Raw genomic sequence first — 12,334 nt, 5'->3', positions numbered from 1 at the left:
GGACTCGTTGGGCGTGGTGGATGGTTCGATGTGCGTTCCGTGCTCAGGCCGCGTCCGCGCCGTGATGACGATGACCCGCCGCACGCCACGTCGCGCCGCGATTGCGTCCGGCGGCGATCGTGAACGCGAGCGGTGCGCCTTGCGAGACGCGCTGCGCGGCGGCGAGCGCGCGTTCGGCGTCCTGCGCGCTCGCGACGAACGCGAAGCCGACCGGCCCCCACGATGTCTGTCCGATGCCCGCTTTCTGCTCCGCGGCGACGGCTTCGAGCGCGCGCGCGACGGCGGGGCTCGCGAACACGCCGCCTTGAACGGGCGCGAAGTATTCGCCGATGGTGTGTTGCAGGTCGCAGATGGCGTCGGCGTAGGTGTCGAAATCGTGTTCCGCGACGGCGGGCAGGACGCGCATCAGCACGAGATGCGAAAGGTGCGCGGCGAGCGATGCGGGGAAGGGTGCGAGCGATGCGAGGCCGCGTTTCTCTTCGTCGCCGTGGAGGCCTTCGCGCGAGGTGTCGTCGATGAGCAGGACGCGCCATGCGTCCGGGAATGGCTGGCGGGCGATGAGCGGCGGCAGTTTCGTCGTGGAGGTGTGGCGGGTATTGCGCGCGTCGCGGCCGCCGTCGACGATCAGGCCGCCGTGATCGAAGCCATGTATGCCGATGCCGGAGCGCGCGCCTCGCGCGAGGATTGTGGCGATATCGGCGGTGGTGGCTTCGTGGCCTCGTACGCGGGCGTAGGCGGTTCCCAGGGCCAAGGCCAGCTGCGTGCCGGAGCCTAAGCCCGTGTGGGCGCGTGGGGTTTCGTGTACCTCGATGTCGATCGTTGGGCCTTTGCCCAGTGCTGCTTCCAGTTGCTCGACGTGGTGTTCGATGCGTTCGCGTTGTGCTTCGGTGGTTGCGCCTTCGATGTGCGCATCGCGTCTGGATGCTGGTGCTTGCCTCGCCGTTATGCGCGTGCCGTGCGCGTCGATCGCAAGACCCACGCTGCCGAAGACGCGGCCCAGCGAGCCATTCGGATCGATGAAGCCAAGATGCAGGCGCGCAGGCGATTCGACTGTGATCGCCGTGGGCGGCGAGATGCGTGCTGGTTGAGTCGGCATCGGGATGGGCTTCCTTTTTCTTGGCGGGATTTTTTTTGGGGCTTTGGGGTTAGGCAAATCCTGTACCAGTTTTTTTGTTTCGCCGGATTCCGTGGTCTGTCGGTCTATTAGCGTTGCCCCCTGTGCGGGGCGGCACTCGCTTTCCTTGCTGTAGTCGCCGGATCCCGGTTTCGCGTCGGTCTATTAGCGTTGCCCCTGTGCGGGGCGGCACCTACTTTCTTTGCTGCTGCAAAGAAAGTAGGCAAAGAAAGCAGCTTTTCAGGCCCGCGGTCACACGCAATTTGGGTAGTTCTCTCGTCACAGGCGGCACTCGCCTAAAGAGTGCCCTCACCACAATAACGGGGCTTGGATCGCGCACGGTCCGCCGCCCAATAACTTCGGGGGCGCTGGTTCAGCACGAAATGGCGTCGGCACAGCGCTACGCGCTGCCGCTGGGTCTGCAAGGGAAACCATCGGTTTGCGCGCGCAGTGCGATAAAGATGTTAGTAGCGAAGCACGCGCCGACCCGATAGACCGGTCGGCCGCGCAGCGGGCTGGAGCTATTTGGTGCTGAACCCGTTTATTGTGTGGTGCGATGTGGCAGACCGTGCGCGAGCCAAGCCCGATGGGGCCTATGAGGGCACTCTTTAGGCAGCCCACGATGGACGAGAGGACTACCCAAATTGCGTGTGACCGCGGGCGTATCGGAAGCTGCTTTCTTTGCTTACTTTCTTTGCAGCAGCAAAGAAAGTGAGTGCCGCCCCGCACAGGGGCAGTGCTAATAGACCGACACGAATACGGGATCCGGCGAAAGCGAAAGCGAAATCAAAAGCGGAACCGAAAGCAAAAGCAAAAACAAAACCTCAACCCTCGTCATACTTGATATAGCGGAAGCGCTGATCATCCGAGGGAGTGCCCTCGAGCGGCCCATCCTCCTTCCCGGGCTGCCATTGAATGACCTCTTCGATCTTCGAAGCAAGAGCAAAGTCCTTATCCGTGATGCCTTTAGCGGAATGCGTCTTGAGCTTGACGATGACGAACGCATAAGAAACCGTGAGATCCGGATGATGCCAGGCCGCTTCGGCAAGATGCCCCACCGTATTCACGACCATGAGCGTCCCCTTCCAGCTTTCGGTCTTGAACTTGCGCCTGAGCCACCCATCCTCGACATACCAGTGCTTGAGCACACCGGTCAGACGCTGCTTGATCTCCTCATCGGAATAGACCTTCTCGGCTTGAGCCATGGCGAAGCCTCCGCAAAGTTATCGACGCAAGACCCAGTATGCGCCAAACAAAACATGCTGCATCGCGTCATGTCACACGCGCCGCATGACTGTTCGCGTATTTGACACAGTATGTGTCGCCACCCGACAGAAATTCGTCCACTAACGACAGCATCACCCGTCGAATTCCCGATTTAAAGCAACAGAAGTTAAACCGGCATGGAATATGCAATTGGCCTCTCTACGCAAACGTCCGGCTATGTACTGGACGAAGCGCAACTCGTTACCTGCATTTGAAGGCGCGCACGATGCAACCCGGTAGCGTGGTCATCCCTGGGTCGGAGGCATCACCATTCTGGAGGAGACATGAACTTACGCACCCTGGTTCTTGGACTGGCGGTGGCAGCGACGGCAGGCCTGAATTCTTATGTCGCTCAGGCCGACTCGCAGCTCGACAGCCTGATCAAGAATCCCTCGAACTGGGCGGCGCAAGCGGGCGATTACTCGAATCACCGCTATAGCACGCTCAAGCAAATCAACGAAAACAACGTCGGCAAGCTACAGGTTGCCTGGACCATGTCGACTGGTGTGCTGCGCGGTCATGAAGGCTCGCCGCTCGTCATCGGCGACACGATGTATATCCACTCGCCCTTCCCCAACAAGGTTATCGCCATCAACCTGAAGGATCAGACCTTCATCTGGCAATACCAGCCCAAGCAGGACAATCAGGTCATATCGGTGATGTGCTGCGATACGGTCAACCGTGGCCTTGCATATGGCGACGGCAAGATCTTCCTCCAGCAAGCCGACACCAAGCTCGTCGCGCTCGACGCAAAAACCGGCGACGTCGTATGGACCGCGACCAACGGCGATCCGAAGAAAGGCGAAACCAACACCAACGCGCCGCACGTTTTCGGCGACAAGGTCCTGACCGGCATCTCGGGTGGTGAGTTCGGCGTGCGCGGCCGTATCGTCGCGTACAACATCAAGGACGGCAAGGAAGTCTGGAAGGCCTACAGCACCGGTCCCGACAACGAAATGCTGATGGACCCGCAGGCGACCATGACCTGGACCGACGGCAAGATGACGCCGGTCGGTGCGGACTCGTCGCTCAAGAGCTGGCAGGGCGACCAGTGGAAGTACGGCGGCGGCACGACATGGGGCTGGTACGCATGGGATCCGAAGCTGAATCTCATCTACTACGGCTCGGGCAATCCGGGCACATGGAACCCGACGCAGCGTCCGGGCGACAACAAGTGGTCGATGACGATCTTCGCGCGCGATCTCAACACGGGCCAGGCGAAGTGGGTCTATCAGATGACGCCTCACGACGAGTGGGACTATGACGGCGTCAACGAGATGATCCTCTCGGACCTGAACATCGGCGGCAAGACCGTGCCGGCGATCGTTCACTTCGACCGCAATGGCTTCGGCTATACGCTGAATCGCCAGACGGGCGAACTGCTCGTCGCGCAGAAGTACGACCCGGCGGTGAACTGGGCCGATAGCGTCGATCTGAAGAGCGGCCTGCCGATTCGCAATGCGAGCTACTCGACGCAGAAGGCCGGTCCCGATCACAACGTGAAGAACATCTGCCCCGCAGCGCTCGGCTCGAAGGATCAGCAGCCGGCCGCATTCGATCCTGGCTCCAAGCTCTTCCTCGTGCCGACGAATCACGTCTGCATGGACTACGAGCCGTTCCAGGTCGATTACGTGTCGGGTCAGCCGTTCGTCGGCGCGACGCTCTCGATGTATCCGGGCCCGAACGAGAAAGGCGCGATGGGTAACTTCATCGCGTGGGATGCCTCGAAGGGCAAGATCGTGTGGTCCAAGCCGGAGAAGTTCTCGGTGTGGTCCGGCGCGCTCGCGACCGCAGGCGGCGTCGTGTTCTACGGCACGCTCGAAGGCTACATCAAGGCAGTGCGCATTAAGGACGGCAAGGAGCTGTGGAAGTTCAAGACGCCATCGGGCGTCATCGGCAACGTGTTCACGTACCAGTACCAGGGCAAGCAGTATATCGGCGTGTACTCGGGCATCGGCGGCTGGGCCGGCATCGGCATGGCGGCGGGTCTCGAGAAGTCGACGGAAGGCCTGGGCGCGGTCGGCGGCTACAAGGAGCTCGCGAAGTACACGGCTCTCGGCGGCACGCTCTTCGTGTTCGCGATTCCGGGCGGTTGATGTTTCTTCGATGTGAATCAGTCGATGTGCGATGCGCGGCGGCTGCAACGGCCGCCGCGCCGCAGCAACACGAAGCACCTCATATACAAGACATGTTCAAGGAGTCAGACGTATGAAAGGCCGATCACTCTTGCTGCTGACGATGACGCTCGCTGCTTCGTCCGCTTCCTTTGCACAGACGCCGCCTGCGATGCCTGCGCAAATCAAGCCGGTCGCGTATAAGGTCGTCGATGGCAACAAGGTAGACAGCGACACGCTGCAGGGCTGGAAGACCTGGCGGGCGCTCGCGTGCGAACGCTGTCACGGGGCGAAACAGGAAGGGATGGTCGGCCCGTCGCTGATCGATGCTTTCAAGACGCTCGACAAGAATGAGTTTCATCGAACCGTATTCGGCGGTCGCGTGGACAAGGGTATGCCCGACTTCAGCGCGAGCCAGATGATGCAGAAGAACTGGGAGAACCTCTATGCGTATCTGAAGGGGCGCTCCGACGGCAAGATCAACCCGGGCGATCTGCAGGCAATCGATGCAAAATGAAGACGTTGCATGGCCGATTGGCGGCTGACGTCTGATGATTGCTCTCATACCCGGAGGTGTCGATGTCTGATCGTAATGCAAGCCGCGCCGCTTCGTTCCGATTCGTAGCCACGTTATGCGCGGCATTCGCGACGTTCTCGGCGCAACAGGCGTTCGCGCAAGGTGCGCTCGCTCCGCCGCCCGATCTGCCGAACAACGATGGCGCGGACGGCATCCTGCGCGTGTGCGCCGATCCGAACAACATGCCGCTCTCCAACAAGAAGGGCGAGGGTTACGAGAACAAGATCGCGAGTCAGATGGCGAGCGATTTCGGCTACAAGCTCGAATATACGTATTGGCCGCAACGCATGGGATTCGTGCGCAACACGCTGCGCGAGAAAGTGCCGCAGACGGAGCGCTTCAAATGCGATCTGATCATCGGCGTGCCGAAGGGTTATGAATTGACCGCGACGACGCGTCCGTATCTGCATTCCACCTACGCGATGGTGTTTCCGAACAAGCCCGAATACGCGAGCATCAAGACTCCATCGGATCTGATGAATCTGCCGCCGGATCAGTTGAAGAAAATGAAGCTCGGCGTCTTCGTGAAGAGCCCCGCCGTGGACTGGCTGCTTCGCCATGATCTGATCGCTCAGGCTGTGTCGTATCAGGGGCAAAGCGGCGATCCCGAGGCGTTTCCCGGCGAGATGATCGAACGCGATCTGGCGAAGGGCGACGTCGATGCGGCTTTCGTATGGGGGCCGATCGCGGGCTATTTCGCGAATCGTTCCGATAACAGGGTGCGTCTCGTGCCGTTCCCGGCCGGTCAGCCGATTCGCTTCGACTATGAGATTTCGATGGGCGTGCGTTATGGCGAAAAAGCGTGGCGGGACAAGGTCGATAACTGGATTGCATCGAACCAGCCGAAGATCGATCAGATTCTGACGAGCTATCAGGTTCCGTTGTTGCCGTTGCAGCCGGAAAGCGCCCAATGAAGCGGATATACGCGGCTTCTCTTTGCGCGTGGGTTATCGCGCTGGGCAGTGCGATGCCGCGCGTCGCGATGTGTGCGGACGCGCCCGTGGCTTCGGCGCCGGCGTCCGTCGATATCAAGCCCGCTGAGCAGTTGCTCTTCATGCAGCCGCATATGACCGGTGTCGAGGCGCAGACCGAGCTCGATTACGCGGTGGATTATTCCGGGCCGCCGTCGAAGGTCAATGACACGTTGCGCGTGCTCGTCGTGAGTCAGGGCAACAGCAAGAACGACGCGAAGGTTTCCGATCGGACGGGGAATGTCAACGTGCCGGGCGGCTTGCCTTGCAATCCGGTGATCATCTATTTTCTGGAGCATGACATCGCGGAGATGGAGCAACTGACGGGCGGTCAGCGGCGCTATTTCCAGCAGCGCGTGAGGATGGCGCTTGCGGCGGGGCCTGCTATCACGCCGGTGTCGAGCGAAGCGCTCGGGCTTGGCAAGCATGCGAAGGCGCAGCAGATCGTCATTCAGCCTTATTTGAACGATCCCAACGCCGAGCGGTTCACCAAGTACCTCGCCAAGCGCTATACGTTCGTCATGGCCGATGACGTGCCCGGGCGATTGCTCATGATTCGCACCGAAGTGCCCGGTGATGGGAACGATTTTGCGCATCCGCTGCAGAAGGAGACGATTGCTTTTCAAGGGACGTTCAGGAATATGGGCGCGCCGGGGAAGCCCTCGAATGCGCCTCGGGCTAGTCGGTGATTTTTTTTCTTCTTCGCCGGATCCCGATTTCTTAGTGGTCTATTAGCGTTGCCCCTGTGCGGGGCGGCACTCACTTTCTTTGCTGCTGCAAAGAAAGTAAGCAAAGAAAGCAGCTTTTCAGGCCCGCGGTCACACGCAATTTGGGTAGTCCTCTCGTCACAGACGGCACTCGCCTAAAGAGTGCCCTCAAACACCTAATCGGGCTTGGCTCGCACACGGTCTGCCGCCCGAATACGTTGAGCGCGCTGGTTCAGCACGAAATGGCTTCGGCACAGCGCTACGCGCTGCCGCGGGGTCTGCAAGGGAAACCAACGGGCGGCGAAGGCGGCGAGATCGAGGCGTTAGTAGGGAAGCACACGCGGTCCCGATTGACCGGTCGGCCGCGAAGCGGGCCGGATCTATTTGGTGCTGAACCAGTTCGGTGTGTGGTGCGATGTGGCAGACCGTGCGCGAGCCAAGCCCGATGAGACCTATGAGGGCACTCTTTAGGCAGCCCACGATGGACGAGAGGACTACCCAAATTGCGTGTGACCGCGGGCGTATCAGTAGCTGCTTTCTTTGCCTACTTTCTTTGCAGCAGCAAAGAAAGTAGGTGCCGCCCCGCACAGGGGCAGTGCCAATAGACCGACACGATCACAGGATTCCAAAGAAGCCGCAGCGAACCAAACCCGCCCAAAACGACCCCGTGAATTTCATCCGCTCCCTAACCCTGCGTCAGCTGCAAATCTTCGTGATAGCAAGCCGCTGTCCAAGCTTCGCCCGCGCAGCGGAGGAACTGCACCTCACCCAACCAGCGGTATCGATGCAAATCCGGCAACTCGAAGAAGCGATCGGCTTACCGCTATTCGAGCGAGTCGCGCGACGCTTATCGCTGACCGAAGCCGGCGAAAGGCTCTCACATCACGCGAGCCGCATACTCGGCGAAATCAAAGACGCCGAAGACGCCATGATGTCGCTCACACAAGCCGATAGCGGCGCGATAGCGGTGAGCATCGTCAGTTCGGCGACGTACTTCGCCCCCAAGCTTCTCGCGCTCTACAGGCAGCAATATCCCAAGGTCGATGTGCGCTTCTCCGTCGGCAACCGAGAAACGCTCTTGCGTCTCTTGCAGGACAATGCAACCGATCTAGCCATCATGGGCCGCCCGCCGCCCGAACTCGGTACGACCGCCGAGCCACTCGCCTATCATCCGCATGTGATCGTCGCGCCGCTGTCGCATCCGCTGCGTCATGCAAAACAATTCGACCTTCAGGAACTTGCGAACGATACGTTCCTGCTACGCGAACCCGGCTCGGGCACGCGCGCCGTCGCCGAGCATGTCTTTCGGCAGAACCTCTTCGTGCCCGCGCATAGCGTCACGCTCGGCAGCAACGAAACCATCAAGCAGGCCGTCATGGCGGGCATGGGCGTGAGCCTCATCTCGCTGCACACGCTCTCGCTCGAACTGCGCACCGGCGAAATCGCCGTGCTCGACGTGAACGGCACGCCCGTCGAACGCACGTGGCAACTCGTGCATTCACGCTCGAAACAACTTTCGCCGACTTGCCTCGCTTTTCGCCGCTTCCTCCTCGAACACGCCGAACCGTTTCTGGAGCGCGAATACGCGCAGTTCGGCCTGCGCAGACCCAGGCGGCTCGCCGAAGCAAGCGACGTCCGATGAACGTCGCATCGGCCTGCCGTCGCATCACGTTCCTCGTACTAATTGCGTGTGCAACTATCGCGCGTGCGCAGACCGCGCTGCAGGTCACGCAGATCGCGCCCGGTAACTACGCGCATCGCGGTCACGACGATGTCGCGACGCACGAGAACGGCGGCGATATAGCGAATGTGGGCTTCATCGTCGGAACACGCTGCGTCGCGGTGATCGACACAGGCGGCACGCTCGCGGAAGGCCGCGCGTTGCGCGCCGCGATACGCGCTGTCACGCCGCTGCCGGTCTGCTATGTCATCAACACGCACATGCATCCGGATCACATCTTCGGGAATGCGGCTTTCAAGGACGATCATCCGCAATTCGTCGGCAGCGTGACGCTCGCGCAAGCCGAAGCCTCGCGCGCGGACAACTACATGCGCGCGCTCAATCGCGAGTTGGGTAGCGCGGCAGCGGGCAGCGAAATCGTTGCGCCGACGAAGACGATCGACGGAACGGGCACGCTCGATATCGGTGGACGCACGCTCACGCTGCGCACATGGAAAACCGCGCATACCAACAACGACTTGACGGTATACGATGAGAAGAGCGGCACGTTGTGGACGGGTGATCTGCTCTTTGTGCACTGCATTCCTGTGATCGATGGCAGCGTTATCGGCTGGCTCGACGACATTGCGCGCATTCGACAGATGAATCCGCGTCATGTCGTGCCGGGGCACGGTCCGCTCGATCCGCCTTGGACGCAATCGCTCGACGCCGAGGAACGCTATCTCGCCGATCTGGCGCGCGATGTGCGTGCTGCGATCAGGAAGGGCGAAACGATCGGGCAGGCAGTCGATAGCATCGGTCTCGGCGAGAAAGACAAGTGGCTTCTCTTCGACATGTATCACCGTCGCAATGTGACGGCCGCTTATGCGGAGCTCGAATGGGAGCAGTAGTGCAGGACTGGAGGGACATCATGAAGACAACATGGTCCGGCGTTCGCGCGATGACGGTCGCGAGCCTCGCCGCCGCGGCGCTCTCGCCGTATGCCGCGCAGGCGGCGCAGCCCGACGACGATCCCGACAAGGTGGCGCGCTGGATCGACTTCAGGGAAGGGACGTTCAAGGGCCGCACGATCGACACGCACGGCGATGCGGTCATCAGGCTCGACGCCCCCGCGCGCGCAGCCGATGCCGCCGTCGTGCCGATCGCGATCAACGCGCAGTTTCCGCAATCGCCCGCGCGTTACATCAAGAAGCTCTATCTCTTCATCGACGAAAATCCCGAGCCGTATGCAGGATCGTTCGAGTTCACGCCGGAATCGGGACTCGCGACGATCGAAACGCGCGTGCGCGTGGAGGACTACACGTTCATGCGCGCGATTGCTGAGACGAACGACGGCAAGCTCTATAGCGCCGTTCGTTTCGTGAAGGCGTCGGGCGGATGTTCCGCACCCGCCGACAAGGACGAAGACGCGGCCGAGCGGACAGCGGGACAGGTCCGTCTTCAGGCCGAAGGTCAGGCCGTGGCGGGCAAGCCCGAACTCGCGCAACTGATGGTGCGTCATCCGAATCGAACCGGCATGGCGATGAACCAGGTCACGCGCAACTACGCGTCGGCCTATTTCATTCGCAAGGTGTCGGTCACCTATGCGGATAAGCCGGTGATGACCGCGAACGTCAACTTCTCGATTAGCGAGAACCCGAATTTCCGCTTCTATTTCGTGCCGAGCGGAACCGGCGAACTGAAGGCGTTTATCGAGGATACGAAGAACAAGCATTGGGACGGCGCCGTGGCGGTCAACGCGCAAACGGGCAGCGCGCAGACATCGGCGATGAAATGACGGTGCGCCGCTTGCGAGCGCTGTTCTTCACGCTGCTCTTGGCTGTCAGCACGCTCACGCATGCGGCGATGAGCGGCATGCCCGCACCTGTCGCCATTGCGCCGGGCGTGTACGCGTTCATCGGCGACAACGATGCCGTCGCGCCCGCGAATCACGGCATCGTCGCGAACAACGGCTTCATCGTCGGACAGGACGGCGTGACAGTCATCGACACAGGTTCGTCTTATCGCTATGGCCGCGCGATGATCGAAGCGATCCGCAAGGTCACGCCGTTGCCGGTGAAGCTCGTCATCATCACGCATCAGGCGCCCGAGTTCGTGTTCGGCGCGGCCGCGTTTCGCGACGAGGGCGTGCCGATCCTCGCGCACGCGCGCGCCGCGCAATTGATTCGCGAACGCTGTTCGATTTGTCTCGCCAATCTGCGCAAGACGCTCGGCGAAGATGAAATGGCCGGCTCGCGCGTGACCGTTCCCGATCAGACGGTAAACGGCACGACGGAGATCGAAAGCGGCGGACGCAAGCTGCAACTGCTGCACTTCGGTCCTGCCAGCACGCCCGGCGATCTCGCCGTGCTCGACACGCAAACCGGCGTGCTGTTCGCGGGCGGGCTCGTATCGAATGGACGCATACCCGAGCTGCGCAACGAGCAGATTTCCGGCTGGCTCGCCGCGCTCGAGAACCTGCGCGGGCTCGACCTGAAGACGGTTGTACCCGGCTTCGGCAAGCCCTTGCGCGGCGACGACATCATGCGGACCGGCACGTATCTGCGCGAGCTCGAAGCCGCGGTGAAGCAAGCCTACACGAGCGGCGTCGGACTGACCGAAGCGATGCACACCGTACAGGTGCCCGCGTTCAGGAACGACAAGCTCTATGCGATCGCGCAGCCGCAGAACGTGCAGCGCATCTATCTGCAACTGGAAAAGCAGTAGCGCGTTGACGCAACCTTTCTTCCAACGCCGTACAACTACCAGGAGACACAACGATGGCCCAGCTCGTAGCGCTATATAAAAATCCGTCCGACCCGCAGGCATTCGACGACTACTATGCGTCGACTCACGCGCCGCTGGCAAAGACGCTGCCGGGCCTGCGGCGCTATGAGATCAGCGCGGGACCAGTCGTGGCGGCATCGGGAGAATCGCCATATCACCTCGTCGCGCTGCTTCAGTTCGATTCGCTGGAAGCGATCCAAGCCGCGTTCGACTCGCCCGAAGGCCAGAAGACCGCCGGCGATCTCGCGAATTTCGCGCAAGCCGGCGTCGATCTGCTGATGTTCGATTCGAAAGAAGCCTGACCGACCTTCATGCCTTCGGAGATGCAACCGCGTCTCCGAAGCGCGTCTCTTTCCTCAGCTTATTTCCCCGAACGCAAGACCCGCGTCGCCGAATGGGGATGCTGCACGGTTTTATATCTATCGATACAATACGTTTTCTATCGGACGATATAAAACGTCCGTCCTTCAATTCGATGGAGCGGGATCATGGCGCGACCGCGCAATTTCGACGAGGACAGCGTGCTGGATGCCGTTGCCGAAGCGTTCTGGACGCACGGCTACGACGGCACGTCCACACGCGACCTCGTGCAGTACACGGGCCTTACACAGCCGAGCCTCTATAACGCTTTCGGCGACAAGCGCGCGCTCTTTCTGCGCGCGCTCGATCACTATCTCGAACACACCTTGCGCGAGCGCATCAACAGGCTCCAATCCACGATGACGCCCGATCGCGCGATCAGCGCGTTCTTTCGCGAGGTCGTCGAGCGTTCGGTGTCGGACGAGCATCGGCGCGGCTGCATGCTCGTCAATGCGGCGCTCGGCGCATCGCCGGAAGACGAAGCGTTTCGCGAGCTCATCGCGGAGGAGATGTCGCTGATGCGCGCGTTCTTCGAGCGCTGCCTGAAGGCCGGATTCAAGAGCGGCGAAATCGAGCGCGTGATGCCGGCCGATGCCGCCGCCACGAATCTGCTCGCGGTGTTGCTCGGCGTGCGCGTGCTCGCGCGCGTCGATCCGAAGCCCGCGTTGTTGATCGGCGCCGTCGCGCCGACGCTGGCGATGCTGAAGCTGCCGCCGCTCGGGCTCAGCGTCGGCAAGCGTTAAGGCCTTCGTATCCATTCACGTCACGTTGTCCGTCC

12 protein-coding genes are annotated in these 12,334 nt (G+C 61.2%); 10 read left to right on the top strand and 2 right to left on the bottom strand.

Annotated elements, in window-relative coordinates; genetic code table 11:
• Window positions 1-43: 43 nt before the first annotated feature.
• Window positions 44-1,096: a beta-ribofuranosylaminobenzene 5'-phosphate synthase family protein gene (locus NCR93_RS19470; protein ID WP_008354358.1), complete on the bottom strand. Its 1,053-nt coding sequence runs from the start codon at window positions 1,094-1,096 to the stop codon at window positions 44-46.
• Between the two features lie 842 nt (window positions 1,097-1,938).
• Entirely contained in the window at window positions 1,939-2,319 is a 381-nt protein-coding gene (locus NCR93_RS19465; protein ID WP_008354359.1) for a 4a-hydroxytetrahydrobiopterin dehydratase, read from the bottom strand.
• Window positions 2,320-2,664: 345 nt separating this feature from the next.
• Here NCR93_RS19465 and NCR93_RS19460 point away from each other — a divergent pair, with 345 nt between their 5' ends.
• From NCR93_RS19460 to NCR93_RS19415, 10 genes are all read left to right on the top strand, one after another.
• Window positions 2,665-4,476, top strand: a complete 1,812-nt coding sequence (locus NCR93_RS19460) for a methanol/ethanol family PQQ-dependent dehydrogenase (RefSeq protein WP_008354360.1) — start codon at window positions 2,665-2,667, stop codon at window positions 4,474-4,476.
• Window positions 4,477-4,588: 112 nt separating this feature from the next.
• Window positions 4,589-5,011, top strand: coding sequence for a c-type cytochrome (locus NCR93_RS19455; RefSeq protein WP_008354361.1), 423 nt, complete (start codon window positions 4,589-4,591; stop codon window positions 5,009-5,011).
• Between the two features lie 62 nt (window positions 5,012-5,073).
• Window positions 5,074-5,985 (top strand): substrate-binding domain-containing protein, encoded by a 912-nt coding sequence (locus NCR93_RS19450; protein ID WP_175982841.1) that lies wholly within the window; start codon window positions 5,074-5,076, stop codon window positions 5,983-5,985.
• Window positions 5,982-6,731 carry a hypothetical protein gene (locus tag NCR93_RS19445; RefSeq protein ID WP_175982842.1) on the top strand — a complete coding sequence of 250 codons (750 nt, stop codon included), beginning with the start codon at window positions 5,982-5,984 and terminating at the stop codon, window positions 6,729-6,731. The genes NCR93_RS19450 and NCR93_RS19445 overlap by 4 nt, the downstream gene beginning before the upstream one ends.
• Before the next feature lie 685 nt (window positions 6,732-7,416).
• Window positions 7,417-8,391 carry a LysR family transcriptional regulator gene (locus NCR93_RS19440; RefSeq protein WP_033536897.1) on the top strand — a complete coding sequence of 325 codons (975 nt, stop codon included), beginning with the start codon at window positions 7,417-7,419 and terminating at the stop codon, window positions 8,389-8,391.
• Complete coding sequence (locus tag NCR93_RS19435; protein WP_034473493.1) at window positions 8,388-9,320, top strand: quinoprotein relay system zinc metallohydrolase 2; 933 nt, start codon at window positions 8,388-8,390, stop codon at window positions 9,318-9,320. Before NCR93_RS19440 ends, NCR93_RS19435 begins: the two co-directional genes overlap by 4 nt.
• A gap of 20 nt (window positions 9,321-9,340) precedes the next feature.
• Window positions 9,341-10,207: a quinoprotein dehydrogenase-associated SoxYZ-like carrier gene (locus NCR93_RS19430; RefSeq protein ID WP_175982844.1), complete on the top strand. Its 867-nt coding sequence runs from the start codon at window positions 9,341-9,343 to the stop codon at window positions 10,205-10,207.
• Window positions 10,204-11,136, top strand: coding sequence for an MBL fold metallo-hydrolase (locus NCR93_RS19425; RefSeq protein ID WP_175982845.1), 933 nt, complete (start codon window positions 10,204-10,206; stop codon window positions 11,134-11,136). The genes NCR93_RS19430 and NCR93_RS19425 overlap by 4 nt, the downstream gene beginning before the upstream one ends.
• A gap of 53 nt (window positions 11,137-11,189) precedes the next feature.
• A complete protein-coding gene (locus NCR93_RS19420; protein ID WP_008354369.1) occupies window positions 11,190-11,498 on the top strand; it encodes an EthD family reductase in 309 nt (102 codons plus the stop codon).
• Between the two features lie 186 nt (window positions 11,499-11,684).
• Window positions 11,685-12,299, top strand: coding sequence for a TetR/AcrR family transcriptional regulator (locus tag NCR93_RS19415; protein ID WP_175982846.1), 615 nt, complete (start codon window positions 11,685-11,687; stop codon window positions 12,297-12,299).
• Window positions 12,300-12,334: the final 35 nt, after the last annotated feature.

The organism is Caballeronia sp. ATUFL_F1_KS39 (assembly GCF_023630985.1).
In the GTDB taxonomy this organism is placed as follows: domain Bacteria; phylum Pseudomonadota; class Gammaproteobacteria; order Burkholderiales; family Burkholderiaceae; genus Caballeronia; species Caballeronia zhejiangensis.
Note: the sequence above shows the minus strand (reverse complement) of the source record. Positions and strands in the feature narration are given on the sequence as shown.

Bases quoted from the DNA above. Each gene is read 5' to 3' on its own strand.
- NCR93_RS19420 (WP_008354369.1), top strand. From the start codon at position 11,190: ATGGCCCAGCTCGTAGCGCTATATAAAAATCCGTCCGACCCGCAGGCA.
- NCR93_RS19425 (WP_175982845.1), top strand. From the start codon at position 10,204: ATGACGGTGCGCCGCTTGCGAGCGCTGTTCTTCACGCTGCTCTTGGCT.
- NCR93_RS19455 (WP_008354361.1), top strand. From the start codon at position 4,589: ATGAAAGGCCGATCACTCTTGCTGCTGACGATGACGCTCGCTGCTTCG.
- NCR93_RS19460 (WP_008354360.1), top strand. From the start codon at position 2,665: ATGAACTTACGCACCCTGGTTCTTGGACTGGCGGTGGCAGCGACGGCA.
- NCR93_RS19450 (WP_175982841.1), top strand. From the start codon at position 5,074: ATGTCTGATCGTAATGCAAGCCGCGCCGCTTCGTTCCGATTCGTAGCC.
- NCR93_RS19445 (WP_175982842.1), top strand. From the start codon at position 5,982: ATGAAGCGGATATACGCGGCTTCTCTTTGCGCGTGGGTTATCGCGCTG.
- NCR93_RS19435 (WP_034473493.1), top strand. From the start codon at position 8,388: ATGAACGTCGCATCGGCCTGCCGTCGCATCACGTTCCTCGTACTAATT.
- NCR93_RS19470 (WP_008354358.1), bottom strand. From the start codon at position 1,096: ATGCCGACTCAACCAGCACGCATCTCGCCGCCCACGGCGATCACAGTC.
- NCR93_RS19430 (WP_175982844.1), top strand. From the start codon at position 9,341: ATGAAGACAACATGGTCCGGCGTTCGCGCGATGACGGTCGCGAGCCTC.
- NCR93_RS19465 (WP_008354359.1), bottom strand. From the start codon at position 2,319: ATGGCTCAAGCCGAGAAGGTCTATTCCGATGAGGAGATCAAGCAGCGT.
- NCR93_RS19415 (WP_175982846.1), top strand. From the start codon at position 11,685: ATGGCGCGACCGCGCAATTTCGACGAGGACAGCGTGCTGGATGCCGTT.